The sequence below is a fragment of the Mycoplana sp. MJR14 genome (genome assembly GCF_029210525.1).
Lineage (GTDB): Bacteria > Pseudomonadota > Alphaproteobacteria > Rhizobiales > Rhizobiaceae > Mycoplana.
Window position 1 is genome coordinate 1 of sequence record NZ_JARGEO010000016.1, and the last position, 15755, is coordinate 15755.

General features: G+C 60.2%; 14 protein-coding genes and 1 tRNA gene. 9 read left to right on the forward strand and 6 right to left on the reverse strand.

Annotation, left to right across the window (positions count from 1 at the left end):
• The first annotated feature begins 70 nt into the window (after window positions 1-70).
• The gene (locus P0086_RS23820; protein WP_275790548.1) at window positions 71-958 is read left to right on the forward strand and encodes an AraC family transcriptional regulator; all 888 of its coding nucleotides are present in this window, start codon (window positions 71-73) and stop codon (window positions 956-958) included.
• Between the two features lie 24 nt (window positions 959-982).
• Here the strand turns inward: P0086_RS23820 and P0086_RS23825 are convergent, their stop codons facing one another.
• Window positions 983-2029, reverse strand: a complete 1047-nt coding sequence (locus P0086_RS23825) for a FecR domain-containing protein (RefSeq protein ID WP_275790550.1) — start codon at window positions 2027-2029, stop codon at window positions 983-985.
• A gap of 302 nt (window positions 2030-2331) precedes the next feature.
• Here P0086_RS23825 and P0086_RS23830 point away from each other — a divergent pair, with 302 nt between their 5' ends.
• The 4 genes from P0086_RS23830 (at window position 2332) to P0086_RS23845 (ending at window position 4370) form a co-directional block, all read left to right on the forward strand.
• Complete coding sequence (locus P0086_RS23830) at window positions 2332-2685, forward strand: DUF1428 family protein (RefSeq protein ID WP_112594385.1); 354 nt, start codon at window positions 2332-2334, stop codon at window positions 2683-2685.
• A gap of 79 nt (window positions 2686-2764) precedes the next feature.
• Window positions 2765-3187 (forward strand): secondary thiamine-phosphate synthase enzyme YjbQ, encoded by a 423-nt coding sequence (locus P0086_RS23835; RefSeq protein WP_275790553.1) that lies wholly within the window; start codon window positions 2765-2767, stop codon window positions 3185-3187.
• A 75-nt stretch (window positions 3188-3262) separates the two neighbouring features.
• A complete protein-coding gene (locus tag P0086_RS23840; protein ID WP_275790554.1) occupies window positions 3263-3619 on the forward strand; it encodes a nuclear transport factor 2 family protein in 357 nt (118 codons plus the stop codon).
• A 364-nt stretch (window positions 3620-3983) separates the two neighbouring features.
• Complete coding sequence (locus tag P0086_RS23845; protein ID WP_275790556.1) at window positions 3984-4370, forward strand: hypothetical protein; 387 nt, start codon at window positions 3984-3986, stop codon at window positions 4368-4370.
• Between the two features lie 922 nt (window positions 4371-5292).
• Here P0086_RS23845 and P0086_RS23850 read toward each other — a convergent pair.
• Entirely contained in the window at window positions 5293-6039 is a 747-nt protein-coding gene (locus P0086_RS23850; RefSeq protein WP_112594284.1) for an SIMPL domain-containing protein, read from the reverse strand.
• 142 nt (window positions 6040-6181) lie between these two features.
• On the opposite strand from P0086_RS23850, the gene P0086_RS23855 reads away from it, so the two are divergent.
• A tRNA-Ile gene (locus P0086_RS23855) sits at window positions 6182-6257 on the forward strand.
• 76 nt (window positions 6258-6333) lie between these two features.
• Here P0086_RS23855 and P0086_RS23860 read toward each other — a convergent pair.
• Together P0086_RS23860 and P0086_RS23865 are read right to left on the reverse strand one after the other, a co-directional pair.
• Window positions 6334-7491, reverse strand: coding sequence for a tyrosine-type recombinase/integrase (locus P0086_RS23860; protein ID WP_275790558.1), 1158 nt, complete (start codon window positions 7489-7491; stop codon window positions 6334-6336).
• Window positions 7492-7518: 27 nt separating this feature from the next.
• Window positions 7519-7776 carry a hypothetical protein gene (locus tag P0086_RS23865; RefSeq protein ID WP_275790560.1) on the reverse strand — a complete coding sequence of 86 codons (258 nt, stop codon included), beginning with the start codon at window positions 7774-7776 and terminating at the stop codon, window positions 7519-7521.
• A gap of 1052 nt (window positions 7777-8828) precedes the next feature.
• Between P0086_RS23865 and P0086_RS23870 the strand changes: the two genes are divergently transcribed.
• Window positions 8829-9188, forward strand: a complete 360-nt coding sequence (locus P0086_RS23870) for a helix-turn-helix domain-containing protein (RefSeq protein WP_275790561.1) — start codon at window positions 8829-8831, stop codon at window positions 9186-9188.
• A gap of 263 nt (window positions 9189-9451) precedes the next feature.
• On the opposite strand, the gene P0086_RS23875 is transcribed toward P0086_RS23870, so the two are convergent.
• Window positions 9452-10315, reverse strand: a complete 864-nt coding sequence (locus tag P0086_RS23875; protein ID WP_275790563.1) for a DUF1254 domain-containing protein — start codon at window positions 10313-10315, stop codon at window positions 9452-9454.
• A gap of 32 nt (window positions 10316-10347) precedes the next feature.
• Between P0086_RS23875 and P0086_RS23880 the strand changes: the two genes are divergently transcribed.
• Together P0086_RS23880 and P0086_RS23885 are read left to right on the forward strand one after the other, a co-directional pair.
• Window positions 10348-11331, forward strand: a complete 984-nt coding sequence (locus P0086_RS23880; RefSeq protein WP_275790637.1) for a helix-turn-helix domain-containing protein — start codon at window positions 10348-10350, stop codon at window positions 11329-11331.
• A 596-nt stretch (window positions 11332-11927) separates the two neighbouring features.
• Entirely contained in the window at window positions 11928-14906 is a 2979-nt protein-coding gene (locus tag P0086_RS23885) for a TrlF family AAA-like ATPase (protein WP_275790566.1), read from the forward strand.
• Window positions 14907-14978: 72 nt separating this feature from the next.
• Here P0086_RS23885 and P0086_RS23890 read toward each other — a convergent pair whose 3' ends face one another.
• Window positions 14979-15740, reverse strand: a complete 762-nt coding sequence (locus P0086_RS23890) for a hypothetical protein (RefSeq protein ID WP_275790568.1) — start codon at window positions 15738-15740, stop codon at window positions 14979-14981.
• Window positions 15741-15755 lie beyond the last annotated feature (15 nt).

Below are 15755 nucleotides of genomic sequence, written 5' to 3' on the forward strand. Positions count from 1 at the left end.
AAAACCACCCATCAGTCGCCTCGAATTATCCGAGGACAACCTGTTGAGGCTCCACATCTAGGGTGGCCGCATGACCGATACGCTGCTCGATGCCGTCCGCCGCTACGTGGAAACGCATGCCGACCCGACCGGCCTCGCGCAGACGCCGGTTCCCGGCCTGACGACCATCCGCTCGACCGCCCCCAGCGAACTGGTCCATGCGATCTCCAGGCCGCTCGTCTGCCTCGTGTTGCAGGGCACCAAGCAGGTCGCGATGGGGGCGGAGATGTTCTCGTTCGGCGCGGGAGATTCGCTGCTGATCACCGCGGACGTGCCGACCGTGAGCCAGATCACGCAGGCCAGCGTCGAGCGGCCCTACCTGTCGCTCGTGCTCGACCTGGACCCGGCGATCATCGCGGAACTCGCCGTGGAGATGGGCAATGGGCCGGCCGGCGCGGGCGTGGCCGTCCGCTTCGAGCCGACCGATGCCGAGGTGACGGAGGCGGCGCTGCGGCTGATGCGCTTGCTCGATCGTCCGGAATCCGTGCCGGTGCTGCACGCCCAGCGCGTGCGCGAGCTGCATTACTGGCTGCTGCTCGGACGGCACGGGGCAGCCATTCGCCGCTTCGGCTGGCCGGAGGGGCACGCCCAGCGCGTCGCCCGCGCCGTGGCGGTGCTGCGCGAGCAGTTTGCCCGCCCCTTGCGCGTCGAGGCCTTGGCCGCCGTGGCGGGGATGAGCCCGTCGTCATTCTACAGCCATTTCCGCACGGTCACCTCGTTGTCGCCGCTGCAGTTCCAGAAGCAGTTGCGTCTCATCGAGGCGCGCCGGCTGATGCAGTCGGAAGGCGCATCGGCCAGCAGCGCCGCCTTTGCCGTCGGATACGAGAGCGTCTCGCAGTTCACGCGGGAGTATGGCCGGATGTTCGGCCGGCCGCCGGCAAGGGACGCCGAGGCCCTGAGACGCTGGGCGGTCGCCTGAAGGTGAATGTCACGGGCGCCGGGCTCAATCGAAGTCGGGCCGGTCGCGGCCGGGGCCGTCTTCGCCGGGCGTGTCGGGGCCGCCGCCTTCGCGATCCGGTCTGTCGCGGCTCGGCCTGTCGCGTCCGGGCTGCTCGTGATCGGATGGCTCGCGGGTCGGCCTGCCGCCGTCCGGTCCGCCGACGTCCGGGCCGTTGCGGTCCGGCCGGTCGAAGCCCGGTCTGTCGCGATCCGGCTTTTCGCGGCCGGGCGTGTCGAAATCGGGTTTGTCGCGGCCGGGCTTTTCGCGGTCCGGCCGATCCCAGCTCGGCCTCTCCACCTTCCTGCGTTTTTCGGGTGGCGTCGGCGGCTCGGGTCGACGCTGTCGTGGCTCGAGCCGCTCCTGCCGCGGTTGCAACGCCGCCTCCAGCCTGCAGGCGCCGCTCTGGAAGGCGCCGGCCAGTTGCTGATCGCCGGACAGGAAGGGCAGGGCCCTGGCATTGCCGACCTGGCGCAATATGTTGCGGTTGACCCGCTGCACGTTCGTCATGCCGCCGTTCGGGGTGGCGATCACGCAATCGCAGCGTCGCGCCAGCTCCCGGCATCCGCCGCGGCCGCAGAAGGAGGCGGCGCCGTTCAGGAGCACCATCGCCGTGGTGCCGTCGGGGCCGACGTAGAAATCGAAGGCGGTGCCGCGCACGCCGATCGTGCCGGCCGGTGTCACGATCTCGTAGGCCGTGCTCTTCGAGCGGCCGCTGACCCAGCGGAACGTGCCCCTGGCGGTGTTCAGCGTCAGCTTCTTCAGCGAATTGCTGTCATCGAACACGAAACGGTCGATGACGATGGAGGAACCCCAGCCGACCGCAAGCTTGGTGCCGTCGCGAAAGACGAACTGGCCCAGGCCGGAGCGGGAGGTGCGGATGCGCTCGTCGCGGTGGACGGGGTCGCGCGTTGCCATCTCCCGGCCGTCGCCGGTGACGCTGGTGCGGATGTGGGCTGCCTGGCCGATGACCTCGGCGGCGGACGCCATGGGCGCGCACCAAAGCATCGCCGAGCCGGCGAGTGCGATCGCAAGGCGCTGCAACTCATACATCCGCCCCTCCCGGTGCTTCCAGACCGACCGAGCGCGGCAGAGATTATATCAGAGATGGCTAATTGTCTCTCCGGCAATGGTGGTAGGGTCGCAGTTGTCCGGTGGTCGGGGCGGGCGTATCCTGCTCCATCCGCAGGACGAGCCCGACCGGCCGAGACCGGTCCTGCCGCGGCCTCCGTTGCCATCCGTGCCGTCCCGGCACGGGGCGGATGTCGGAAGCCGGCCGGCTTTTTCGTCCTGTGCAGGCCGCGCGCGACGCGGCGGACGGCGGCGCGGATGCGCCGCCCGCAGAGGAGGTATCAATGCCCTATGTCGATGGATTCGTGATTGCGGTTCCGAAACAGAAGCTGGATGACTACAAGACGCTGGCCGGCATTGCCGGGCCGATCTGGATGGAGCATGGCGCACTCTCCTATGTCGAGTGCGTCGGCGACGACGTGCCCTACGGCAAGTTCACGTCCTTTCCGCGGGCCGTCCATGCCAAGGACGACGAGGTGGTGATCTTCTCATGGGTGACCTATGACAGCCGCGAGACGCGCGATGCCGTCGTCGCCAAGGTGATGGACGATCCGCGGCTGGCGGACGAGCAATGGCAGGACATATTCGACGGCAAGCGCATGATCTATGGCGGCTTTCAGAGCTTCCTGAAGCTGTGAGCGCCGCCCTTCCGCCCGGCGTCCACGCAAGCGCCGGGCGGGTGGTGGATGCGTGATGTGATGAAAGCAGGGAGACAGGGTGCCACAGACGAAAATTACCCTTAGGACCCGGGGCCAGGGGCTCTACGAGTTCACGACGCAGGCGGCCGCCTTCGTGCGCGAAAGCCGCATCGACGAGGGGCTTCTGACGGTGTTCGTCTGTCATACCTCCTGCTCGATCCTCATCCAGGAGAATGCCGATCCCGACGTGCGGCGGGACCTCGACGCCTTCTTCCGCCGGCTGGTGCCGCCGTCCGACGACCCGTCCATGCGCTGGATCGTCCATACGATGGAAGGGCCGGACGACATGCCGGCCCATATCAAGGCGGCGCTCAACCAGGTCTCGATCGGCATACCGGTGACGGGCGGCAGGCTGACGCTCGGCACCTGGCAGGGGCTCTATCTCTTCGAGCATCGCGACCGCCCGCATGAGCGCGAGATCGTCCTGCATCTGGGGCCGTGACAGCGCGTTGCGGAACACCGGGGTGGGCCTGCGCATTGCAGCCGGCAGGAGAATAGACAACGGAGGAACGGTGCCATGCCGGATGCAGCAGCCATCGCAGGCGATCTCGTCGCGGCGCTGAACGCGCGCGACTATGCGGCGATCGCCGCCCTTTGCGACGAGGACGTCGCCCTCTCCGGGATCGGCGCGGGCAGCGACCACGGCCGGGAGGCGCTGCGCGAGCGGCTCGCCCGCCATTTCGCCGCAGGCGACGAGAGCTTCGGCGACGCCGTCGTCATGCAGGCGGCCGGGGGATCGCCGGTGGCGATCCGGGTGACGGCGCGCGGCCGCGACGCTTCGGCACGGGCGACGTCGGTCGAAAAGGTGCTGCTCATTGAAATCGACGGCGGCAGGATCTCTCGCCTGTCGTTCTTTTCCGACGCCGGCGCCTAGCGTGCTCACAGCACTCCGGCAGATGGAGGCGCCTGCGCAGGCGGGCGTGCGGGCCGAGGTGTGCGCGGCGCGCGCTCGCTAGGCCGCAGGGTTGGAGGCGCGCCGCGCAGGGTTGCATGCGGACCGGCAGCGGCGCATCGATGCAGGCTTTTGCGATAGGGGGGCGGAGGCGCAGTCGGAAGCCCGCCGGACGGGAATCGCGCGGCGGCCGCCCCACATTTCCCAGTCCTCTCTTTTCGGCTGAACGATGGCTGAACGCGCGGTTCCGCTGTCGTTCAGCCCCGCATGGATAGGGTGGCTTCATTGAAACCCGCGACGGACGATGCCCTGCTGCACTCGACGGCGCAATCGATGGAGCGCAACCATGTCGAACCTTTCTGCACAATTCCTTCGTGGCAAGACCTTCCTTGGCAAGGCGCTGGCCGTCGCCGCCATCGCGATCGCCGGCCTGTCCGCCGCCGCCCCGGCCGCCTCTGCGGGCGGGCTCGACATCCGCATCGAGACGGCGGGCTACCGCGACGGCTACTACGGCCACCGCCCGGAGCGCCACGGCCGCCATGACCGCTGGGACGATCGCCGCGGCCGCTGCGCGCCGTGGATCGCCGTCGACAAGGCCCGCAGCCACGGCCTGCGCGGCGCCCGCATCGCCGCCGTCAACCATCGCCGCGTCGTCGTCGAGGGCTGGCGCCACCATCGCTACACCCAGGTCGCCTTCGCCAACGTCGCCCGCTGCCCGACGCTCTGGCGCTAAAGGGAACGGGCGGGAGCGGCGCCACAGCCGGTCACGCGCAAGGAGGCCATCTCCTTGCCCACAGGAAATAGGGAGGGCGGTGCGATCCGGCGCCGCCCCTTTTCGTGTTTGCGGGGAAGGGGTCTGGCCCGGTGGCCGAGGCGCTTTGCCCTCAACCGTCCCGGCGCGGCCCTGCACGAGGATGCCGCCAGTTGTGAACGCGGTGCGGCTCCGGCCGGGCCGCGCGGAAGCGTGGTGGGTCGGCGGTGGTCGGTTCGAACATCGAGGCCACGCCGTCTTGGCCGGGCCGCTATTTCCCGGAGCGCGGGAGGCGGCCGGGCGTCCGTTGGCGGCGGACGGCCGGGTGGCGCGAGGTTAGTTCTTCAGGGTCCTTCAGGGCGAAATTTCAGGCGAGATCATGGTGACAGTCAGGAGACCGCCCGGCTACCTGCGCCCGCCGCGACCGGCGCGGCCCCGGCGTCGTCCGGTACTTGCGTGGTCGATGCCGGCCGCGTTCGATGCGGCCCCCGGCGGCAATATCGCCGGCAATCGCTGCCCATCGACGTCGCCTGCATGCGGCAGGCGGTTCCGGCGTGCTGCCCGACACTTTGGTGGTTGATGCCGGCGGCGGTTGGCTCGAACATCGAGGCCACGGTCCCGGCCCGTCCGCTCATTCCCCTGGGTGCGGGAGGCGACACGGGGCCCGTCGGTCGCGGACGCCCGGGTGGCGCTCTGTCAGCTCTTTAGTTCGAAAGCCATCGCCCCGTCTCCGCATCGTGCAAGTGCGGCAGAGGGGCCGGCGCTGTCCGGCCCTTCCGTCATCGATGCCGGCGGTGGCCGGCTCGAACTGCGAGGCCACGCCGTCCCGGCGGGCCCGCCTGTTCCCCCGATCGGGGAGGCGGCCCGGGCGTCCGTTGGCGGCAGACGCCCGGGTGGCGCGAGGTCAGTTCTTCAGTTCGAAGGTCATGGTGACGGTGACGGAATAGCTGGTCTCTCCGGCTGCGACCGGCACGGCCTCGGCGGCGAAATCCTTGGCCATCGCCGCGCGCATCATCGGCACGGGCTGCGGACGGTAGGAGGTCTCGGAGATCTCCAGCACTTTGCCGAGTTCGATGCCGGCGGCGGCGGTCAGTTCGCGCGCCCGGGCGATGCCGTCTTCGACCGCCTTCTTGCGCGCCTCGCTGATGGCGGCTTCCGGCTTGTCGTTGGTGAAGCGGATGCCGCCGCTCTGGTTGGCGCCGAGCGTCACGGTCTGGTCGAGGATGGCGCCGAGCCGGGCCAGGTCGCGGATGCGCACCGACAGCATGTTGGAGACCTGGAAGCCGACGAGGACGGGCGGCTTGTTCTCGCTGCCGTCGCCCTGCGGGTACTGGTACTGCGGGCTGATGACGAAGCCCGAGGTCTGCAGGTCGCGCTCGGCGATGCCGGCCTCCTTCAGCGCCTTCATCACCGCCGCCATCGCCGCGTTGTTGGCGTCCAGCGCCTCGCGGGCGGTCTTGCCATCCTTGACGACGCCGAGATCGACGATCGCCATGTCGGGGGCTGCATCCGAGCGGCCTTCGCCGGTCACGATGATCACCGGCTCGCGCGGCCGCGTCTCCTGCGCCAGCGCCGGCGCGGCCGCTGCCGCCGTGAGCGCCACTGCCACCGCCGCGCCGCCCAGCGCGCGCGAAAATCCTGTTCGAAGCATGAGGGGGTCTCCCATTGGTTGTCCTCGCACGCTTCATCCAGTGCGATTGTGTACGCATTGCGGCGGCGCTTGTGGGCAGCGAAGATTTCGTCTAGACGAAACTCCCCGGGGCCACCATTGACCCCGAGCCGCCTTCGCGGCGGGGCCTGTAGCTCAATGGTTAGAGCCGGCGGCTCATAACCGCTTGGTTGGGGGTTCGAGTCCCTCCGGGCCCACCATCTTTACTCCATTTCAATGGGTTAACCATAAGAATCACAAACGAGTCACAAATCGATAAGTGACTCTTGGATCGGGCTACTTTTCACTATCTCGAATCCTTCGGATTTGCGCCGCTCTTCGTGCCGCCGCGTCCGCAGCTCGTACAGCCATGGGCGTCGCGTCTAGCTTCTTGAGATAGATCTGAGTTGTCCGAAAATTCCTGTGACCCAACGCTTTCTGGACGGCGAAGGGATCGGCGCCGCCCTCGGCAATTTCATTGGCGAAGGTCGCCCTCAGTCCATGCAGGGTGTAACCGGGTGGGATACCGGCTTGCTCGCACCAAACGGCCATATGGTTCGTCAGGCTCTTCTGGGAGAACGGCTTGCCGTAGCGCGTCTTAAGGATGGTCCCCCCCTTGGTCCGATCAAGAGCGTCCAGCACTTCCTGAAGTTCGGGACGAACGACCACCGTCACAAACTCGTTTCCGCCGTTATTTTCGTCTTTGCTTGTCCAGAATTCAATTACCGTCACAACGCGGACCTCGTCGGTGCCGTCATCGATGAAGCGATACGGGCGAAGCTGGTTCCATGAAATGAGAGCGACGTCACCACGCCGGCCGCCCACGAAACGAGCGAGCCCGAAGGCGGTCCGAGCGGCACTCCCCAACATATGGAAGTTCTCAAACCGTTCGACGTGCTCAGGTGGCCATGGCGTGTGGCCTTTGGACGGTGGAAGTGGGCGTTGGCTTATGTCATTCGCCAAGTTCCGCAGACACCATTTTCTTTCTACTGCGGCGGCATAGAGCTTGCGAATGACGATCGCGACGCGTTTCGCCTTATAGGGTGAGGAGTGGCTAGCCACCTGACTGCGCAACAACGGCAAGATTTCCTCCTCAGCCGTGTCAATTTCCACTTCGCCGAATGTTGCCATCGTGTCGGGAGAAACCCGAGCTTCAAGGAAGACTTTCGCGTGACGCTGATGACCTGCCTTCGTATCTGTAGTGTACATCGCCCAATCTTCGGATTTCTGCAATTCAATAAAAGCGTCGGCAAACGTTGGCTTTTTCACAACTATCTTAGTGGCGGCGGGATTTGCGACGAGCAGCCTCAACTCCTCATAGGCTGCGGCGAATTCCTCGGAACCGATCTCGCCCGGTAGACTTCGTTGCCCCAGTAGTGGATGTCGAAATACGAGCTTGCCTCCCTTCAGCTCGCGGACGTTGGGGTAGTCTTTGAACTTCGGCTTACGTCCCATTTTTGCGATCCTCGCATCAGAATAAGATCAATTCTGCACCGGCTTAGAATCGAGCAGCTTTTGAAACGACGAACGCGCATCCCGTTCTTGCTCGGGCAGTGCCGAGAACGCGACGTCGAGAGCGATGCGGTCATAGACGACGCGACTGTTGAGGCACTTTGGTCGGGGTAAGCGCCCATCCTTCACCATCTCGCTGAATAAGTGCAGGCCTATTCCGAGATATCGGGCGGCGTCGATCGCGGTCAGGCCGCGCGGCGGATAGCCATAAGGGTCATTGCTTCCCATCTTTACTCGTCCCCCGATGCTGTTGAGCTACCGATTTCAATCAAAGGCCGGGATAGGGTTCTCAATCTCGGATCTCGCCGCTCGGCGAACTGCGCAGTGCCATTACGTGGCTGCTTTTTCGGGTCGATATCGGCCGAAAACGCGTTCACTTTGTCTCGCTGTTACGAGGAACTGACACGTCGGTCTCCATCGCTCGGTATCGCGTGGGCCTGCCATGCTGGCAGCAACAATTGCGAGGCACTCGATCAACGATGCCGTGTTGCTAGAGCAATCTTAAAGATCGTTAACGGTCCAAAGCTCGATGCCGCGTTCCGTGAGCCACTGGAAGAGCGCACTAAACCTCTACAGGTCCCGGTTTGGTCGACGACAATTATTTTCTGAAAGGGGGGAGAACTCCGCTTGGCCACCGCCAGCATGGGGTCTAGTCCGGAGCACCCGTCATCGACGTAGCAGCGCGTCACGGACCATCCCTTAGCCTCGGCGTAGGCTTGGCACAGCTTTGCCTGGTGTTCGATGGCAGTTTCTGATTGCACAGCAGTCATGCGGTAGATTGCCACTGGCGTCTGCTTGCCGGGCTTTGAAGCGGCAGACTCGTGGTTGTTGTTGTCGGTCCCGTCCATCACGGCCAACCTCCACTTTCCGTCACTCGCCAGTTCGCGAGGAAATTCCACGTTAGACTGTATCCATATAGCAATGCAAGTAACTAATTAGTTGTGCAGTGCATGAAATTAATCCAGAAGGTGAAAAGCAAATCATGTTTCAGGTGTGTAAGGATCCGGCATCGAATTCTTCGAAGGGTATCTCAATAAAAGGATTGAATTCTATTAATGAGCATAACTCATGACCTGAAATATATATTGTCAACATTCATGAGAGCCAACTGAATCCTTGCTTGTTTTGCCTTTCTAGTGGCTATTATACGTGTTCACACTTCCGTGATCTGGTGAATTGGTGAGGTTCTCGCAGCTAGTGGGGTATCTCCGCGCAGTCAAATCTACCCTAAGTAGATAATCTATGCAGAAAGATCACACCGTAAGCGAAATGCCTGCTGAGTGATCATTTACGGTCTATATGCATCCTATGGTGGAGCGCAGTTTCGAAACGAGTCCTATTTTCTCGTCCCATTGTTGACAACGAGCAAAGGATTCGTTCTTGCTCTTCTTATGGACACAATTCCTTCGCTGATGAAGTTGATTAAGGCCGCTCGGGCGCTGGCAGGGGCGAGCCAAGATGAACTGGCCCAAGAAGCAGGCGTTAGCCGACAAATCATCATCAGGGTTGAGGCCGCGGACGAAACCGTTACCGTCGACGCTGTCGAGAAAGTGCGGGCAGCGCTTGAGCGCAAGTCGGTGGTCTTCATCCCCTCGACGGCTGAGCGTGGGCCCGGTGTTGCTCTTTCGAAGACTGGATAGCGGATCCAGTAGGATTCCATCAGGTCTCGGCATTAGGTAGCAAAGACCACCAAAAACGGCTTGCGCATCTGAATTAGAATAGAAATTCCAGCCAAGCTTTCGGGAAATGCCGCTAACTTTGATCGCGCTACGTGGCAGCGTTGCGTGTGAGCCGTCATGATGCTTCGTCCGGAAAGCGCCGCCGTCTCGGACATACAGTCCATCCATGCGGTATCTCAAAAGCGGACACCGAGGACTGGCGAAGTCATCCAAAAATAGTGCGGTCAGGGCACGGCTTTTTGGCGGAGCCCTGACCAGTAGGTCCATGATACTTGGAGCCAATTAGGGCGTTTCAACCTGGATCTTCGGTGGCTGCCAAGAGAAGAGCCGTCGAGGATCGGTTCCTTGCCCCAGTAGGCGCGGATGTAGAGCGAGAACGTACCCTCCGGAGCTGGCAGCCAGTTGCTCTCCTTGTCGCCGCCCGGGTTCTTCGCGCCGGCATAGAGGGTCAGCGAGCCATCGGCGTTGCGCTTCAGCGACTTGTTTTTCGTTCCGAGCGAATAACGCTTCAGGTCGTTCGGGTGGAGGAAATGCTCCTCGTTGTAGAGGGTCAGCGACCAGAAGCCGTTGACCGGCGGCTCCTGGCCTTCAGGGAAGGTGATCGAATAGGTCTTCGATCCTTCCAACTGTTCGCCCTCCGTCAGCGGGTAGAACACGACCTGGTCGATGAGCCGCTGGATCGCTGCCTTGTCCTCAGGCGTGTCGTCCTGGAAAATACGGGGGATGCCATTGGCGAGAGAGGTCGGGGAGTGGAACACCCCAGTGATGCCGTCCGGCACCTCACCCTTCCAGTTCGGACCGACAAGCAGATAGAAGCCCGGCTGACTGCCATAGGGCTTGCCCAGATCGGCGAACTGGTCGGTCCGGGCATCATAGAGGGCGTAAACCCAGAAACGATCTCCGAAATCGGGAACCTGCGCCACGACTGGTTGCTTGTCGAGATCGAAGAACCCGAGGCCGTACACGACGTCCTGGTTCGGGCAGGTGATGAAGGTCTGAGCCGGATCGATGTAGTCGCTGAGCAGCCAACGCTGATTGAGGTATAGCGCGGGGCTGCCCGCCGGCTGGCCATCGTGGGCGGCGTACAATCTCCGAATATCGGACGGTAGTCTTCTTCCGAATATTCTCCAGCCAGGACTTCGACGTCTGGCGTGAGAGCATCGATGTCGTCTTCGATGTCGAACGACCGCACGGCAGCAGTTCACCGTTCAAAGCGAGCGTCGAGGCCTTCCAGTTGGGCGACATGGTCGTCACTGACGCCGAGTTAGGCGCGCAACGCTACACACGATCGGCCGCCAGATCGCGCCGGGACGGCATGGACCACTTTGTGCTGAACCTCTATCGGACGGGTGGATGGAGAGCGAATACGGCCCGTGGCGAGTTCGTCGGGACCGCCGGTCAGGTGTCCGTGCTCGACCTATCCGCCGAACTCGTCAGTGACGAACCCGACTGCAATCTTGTCGCCCTTTTCCTGCCGAGGTCGTTGCTGGAAGAGAGGCTTCACAATTTGGGAGAGTTGCATGGTTCCGCGCCGACGGGTCCTCACGCTGTTCTTCTCGCTGAGTACATCGACATGCTGGCCCGACGATTGCCAACACTGCCGTCGGGGGATGAGACGGCTTTGGCGGAAGCCACATGCCATATGCTGGCGGCTTGTCTCGGCCCATCTCTCGTCAATCAGGAGGCCGCACGTCCCGCCTTGGAGCTCGTTCTGTTCCGACGCGCTCAACGCTACATCGAGGCTCACCTCGATGCCAGAGAGCTGAGTATCGACACGATCTGCAATATTGTTGGCGTGTCCCGGAGGACGCTTTACCGATTGTTCGAGGCCGAAGGTGGCGTTCTGCATTACATCCAAAGCCGACGACTTGAACGGATCAAGTGGATCCTGGCTGATCCTAGCGATACACGCCGCATCTCCGATATCGCCGCCGATTTCGGATTTTTGCGCGGCGATCATTTTGTCCGAGCATTCAAGCAGCAGTACGGAAAAGCGGCTCGGGACTTTAGAGGGCTAAATTCCGACGGGAACTCGGATACGGATATTAAGGTGCAGGCCTCAGACGCCCGGTTCGACGACTGGATAAGGCAACTTCCTTCGTAGCCGTTTAGGCCAGACCTTGGGGCAAGAAGTTCTGTGTTCGCCTTTCGCAATTGGCGTCGTTCCTCGGAACGTCCGCTTCCGCCCTCCACAGCAGAAATTGTCTCCGCTTCGCCTGCCAATCAGTCATTCAGGCAGCCGCGGCAATTTCCTGAAAGCTGCCGGTCGGCTCAGATTACTACGGGCGGAGAGAGCACCGTCAGCTTCAGAGCAGGTAGATGCTGAACTTCTGGAAGATCGACTATTGCGGCAGCGACCACCACGGTGCAGCCCCGACCCTGCCGATCCGAAGATCGCACGCCTGGCATGTCGGCCATCGGAGCTTTGGTCAAGCAACGTCGCCATGCTCGTTGTCTCGCCTTGCGCGTCGCGGTTCAGATGGACGGCTATTTCCACGCTGCTTCGATCGCAGTTCGGAGATCAACGACCACAATGCTAGCGGCGGTCATGCTGGGTGCCGTCGGAAAGGGCTGTCCGCTGGCGAAGGGCATTGCCTATTGACTACTTAGGCGTGTTGATTCCTCATCTGTTCATGGATTCGAAAACACGATTCTGGACATATCGCTGCTGAAGCTGCACGGTAAGATGGGGTGCTTGGGGTGCCAGATTTTCTTCAAAAGATAGGTTCAACTTGGAAGCGGTGGGATTTACATCTACATGCACCGGGAACGAAGCTGTCTGACAGTTATGGTGGAGCGACAGACGAGACTCTGAAACGTTACGTTGACGAGCTCGAAGCTTCCGATGTTCAGGCTTTCGGTATTACCGACTACTTCTCCTTCGATAGCTATTTTTCGGTTTCGGAGGCCTGTCGACAACACCACCCAGAGAGCGAAAAGTTCTTCGTTCCGAATATCGAGTTTCGCCTCATTGAAACGGTTAGTTCTGACGGACGTAACGTTCACACCCACGTGCTGATCGATCCCAACGTTGCTACGCGGGAAAAACTCGGCACTCTTTTAAGTGATTTGCGTACGCACAAAACCCGCGATGGAGCGCGCCTGCGCTGCCGGGAGTTAACCTCCAAAGAGGACTACGAGCAGGCCACGGTTAGCATTACTGACCTTAAATCAGCTCTCGCGAAGGTTTTCCCGGACGAGACTGCCTACATCATTGTCACGGCAGCAAATAACGATGGGCTTCGTGGCGTTGACAACAAATCGCCGCGCAGCATGTCGATTTCCGACGAGCTTGATAAGGCAAGCGATGCCTTCTTCGGATCATCGAAGAATACGGACCATTTTTTGAAATCTGACCGCTATGAAGACGGCTCCGAAAGCCATAAGAAGCCGGTCTATTCTGGTTCTGATGCGCACTCGTTTGGAGACCTTGCCCGCTTGTCGGGGGACGAGGCCGGTTACGAGCCAACGTGGATTAAGGCCGACCTGACGTTTCGTGGACTGCGGCAGACTCTCTTTGAGCCGAAGGGCCGCGTTCATATCGGAGAACGTCCGGCAGTCTTGGAGCGCCTCGATCAAGATGCCACCCGCTTTATTGCTGGGCTCAAAGCGGATCAGGTGACCGGCTATCCCGGCAATAATGGCTCCTGGTTCAAGAACGTGGATATTCCGTTCAACCCAGAGCTTACCGCGATCATCGGCAACAAGGGCAGCGGTAAGAGCGCTATCGCCGACATCATCGGTCTTCTAGGCGAATCGCGACAGTTCGACCATTTCTCCTTTCTGACCGACGATGCCCGGAACAGAAAATTCAGGCAAAAGGGCTACGCAGAGAACTTTACTGGTGAGTTGATTTGGGCGAGCGGAGCACACCCTTCGAAACGACTTGATGCCGATGTGGATACGCTCAAGCCGGAAGCCGTAAAATACCTTCCCCAAAACTACTTTGAGAGCCTTACCAACGAGATCGAAGTCAAAGCCTTTCGTCGAAAAATCGAAGAGGTTGTATTCTCCCATGTCGAGGAATCCGATCGTATGGGAAAATCAACGTTCGCGGAGCTTGAAGAGCTTAAAACCGTTCACAGCAAGAGCGATATCAGCGCCCTCAAGGTCCGGCTTCGCGAACTCAATATCGAAATCGTTGATCTGGAAAATCAGGCCGATCCGGCAACCAAAACCCGGCTCAACGAAGAGCTAAATCAGAAGCGTGAAGAATATCGCGTCCTCGAAAAATCGAAACCCAAGGAAGAGCCGAAGCCCGAAGGGGAAACGCCAGAGCAGCAGGTCGTCACCCGTCAGATCGAAAAAGTGAGGCAGTTTCAGGAAGATATCGAAGAGCGAGGCAGAGCCGCGGTAGAACGCGCTTCGGCGCTGAAAACGGACCTTGTTCAGCTTGGTACGCTCAAGGAAGCCCTCGCCACAATCGACTCGCAGGTCAAGGAAGGCAAAGAGGAACTTCGCGCCACCTGCAAAAGGTTTGGCTTCGATATCGATGCCATTGTTTCGCACCGGATCGACACACAGCCGCTTGAGGACAAAATCGCTGCGCTCAAAGCTGATGTGAAGGCGCTGGAACTTGCGAGCGGAAAGCCGGTTTCCGACGATACCGATTTGTCCGCGCTGTCCAGCGTGCCCGATCTTCGTGCAGCATATCAGTTTCTGGCTGAGAAACTTAAAGGCTTGCAGGAAACGCTGTCCGCGCCACAACGCAGATATCAGCGATACGTGCAGGCCCTATCGGACGTTCAATCAAAAATGAACGCCGTTATGGGGGAAGAGGAAAGCCCAAAGCCTGGTACCATCAAGGATCTTGAGCGACGCATTCGCTATATCGAAGACGGGCTGCGCGCCAAACTTGACGAAAGATACGAGGAACGCGACAAGATTTCACGGTCTATATTTGAAGCAAAGACGAAGGTTCGGACTTTCTATGAAGCCCTCAAAACGAGCGTGGAAGACCGGCTGACGACAATCAATTCTGACGCGTTCATGGTTACGATTGATGCCTCTTTCGTGCCATCTCACGACTTCGCGGAAGATTTCTTCGATCATTTGAACCAGTCGGCGAGCGGTCCATTCCGCGGCACTGCGCAGGGGCAAGCTGAACTTGATAGCCGTATGGCGGATGTGGACTGGAATAATGTCGAGAGCATCTTAGCTTTTGCCAATAGAATAGTCGCAGATATCGCGGAGGCAGGCATCACAAAGCAGGTGAAGGACGTAAAGCGTTTATATGACCTGCTGTTCTCATTTGAATATTTTGACGCGCGGTACGAGCTTCGTCTTGGTGGGAAAAATCTAAACGAGCTATCTCCTGGTGAAAAGGGATTGCTGCTCCTGGTCTTCTATCTGCATCTCGACATGGAGAAAACGCCGCTGATTATCGATCAGCCGGAAGATAATCTCGATAACGACAGCATATTTACCGTCCTGGCGAGCTGTATTCGCGAGGCCAAGAAGACGCGGCAAGTGATTTTGGTCACGCACAATCCTAATCTGGCAGTTGGGGCGGATGCCGAGCAGGTACTTTACGTGACTTTGGACAAAGCGGCGGGCTACAAGTTTACCTATGAATCCGGATCTATCGAGAATCCGCGTATCAATGAGGCTATCGTGAAGATTCTCGAGGGTTCAAAGCCAGCGTTTGTGCAACGCCGGCTTGCGTACCAGATCAAGTAGCTCTCTGCATGATGGGTGCCTAGCGATGTTCATACACGCGTTCGACTGTGACAACGCAGGTCAACATAACCGCTATACCTTCCGTACGCTTTCAACCAGCCAGATCCAATCTTCCTCGACTGAATTTGCGGGATCTTTCTGTCGATGTGCAGAACCAGAATCACCTGCTTGCATCGACCAACTAGCGCCGACCAATAACAACGAATTGCCGCCGGCGCCGTCACTGCATGCAAGCCCAGTTTTTAATTCATAGACATTGCCTCCCTGAGTTATTTCACTGATCTCGTGACCTGATGAGCTGTCATCGTCCCACACAGAAGCTTCTTTCTTTAGTAGAACTGCATACCCATCGTCACCGGATCCGTCTGTCAACTTCAGGCGGTATTTCGTCATGGATACCCTCGGTGACTCCAAAGTTGCTCTCAACGCCATCAAGTTGAAAAGTTGCGATGTTTTCGCACTAATATGTCCACTAGCTAAGCCAAGAGAATTCATGCGCACTTTTTCGACGAACACCCTTAGGTTGGTAAAATCCACCCCAGGGCCGCCGCTGTCGTCGTATCCAATCATCACCGGATTGGCATTTGGGTCGTATCGGGCTTCATTGCTCCCCTTGTAAACGCCGTGGTCAAAATGGCCGCCAACGACGTCGAGGACCCAATCAACGGGAAGTTCAATGTAATGTCTGTAGCCCACGCTTGGAGGTAATTTATCATCAATACACTCCCGCTGCCCTAATACGGTAATAAATGTACTGAAAACCTGGGGCATTCCAGCGTTAGGTACAGCATGAAGACGAACCATATGGTTGGCAGGTATAGGTATCCTTGCCATCTCATCTCTCCATAA

Excerpts from the sequence above, each read along its gene's own strand:
- P0086_RS23820 (WP_275790548.1), top strand. The coding sequence starts at position 71 with ATGACCGATACGCTGCTCGATGCCGTCCGCCGCTACGTGGAAACGCAT.
- P0086_RS23825 (WP_275790550.1), bottom strand. The coding sequence starts at position 2,029 with ATGTATGAGTTGCAGCGCCTTGCGATCGCACTCGCCGGCTCGGCGATG.
- P0086_RS23830 (WP_112594385.1), top strand. The coding sequence starts at position 2,332 with ATGCCCTATGTCGATGGATTCGTGATTGCGGTTCCGAAACAGAAGCTG.
- P0086_RS23840 (WP_275790554.1), top strand. The coding sequence starts at position 3,263 with ATGCCGGATGCAGCAGCCATCGCAGGCGATCTCGTCGCGGCGCTGAAC.
- P0086_RS23845 (WP_275790556.1), top strand. The coding sequence starts at position 3,984 with ATGTCGAACCTTTCTGCACAATTCCTTCGTGGCAAGACCTTCCTTGGC.
- P0086_RS23850 (WP_112594284.1), bottom strand. The coding sequence starts at position 6,039 with ATGCTTCGAACAGGATTTTCGCGCGCGCTGGGCGGCGCGGCGGTGGCA.
- P0086_RS23860 (WP_275790558.1), bottom strand. The coding sequence starts at position 7,491 with ATGGGACGTAAGCCGAAGTTCAAAGACTACCCCAACGTCCGCGAGCTG.
- P0086_RS23865 (WP_275790560.1), bottom strand. The coding sequence starts at position 7,776 with ATGGGAAGCAATGACCCTTATGGCTATCCGCCGCGCGGCCTGACCGCG.
- P0086_RS23890 (WP_275790568.1), bottom strand. The coding sequence starts at position 15,740 with ATGGCAAGGATACCTATACCTGCCAACCATATGGTTCGTCTTCATGCT.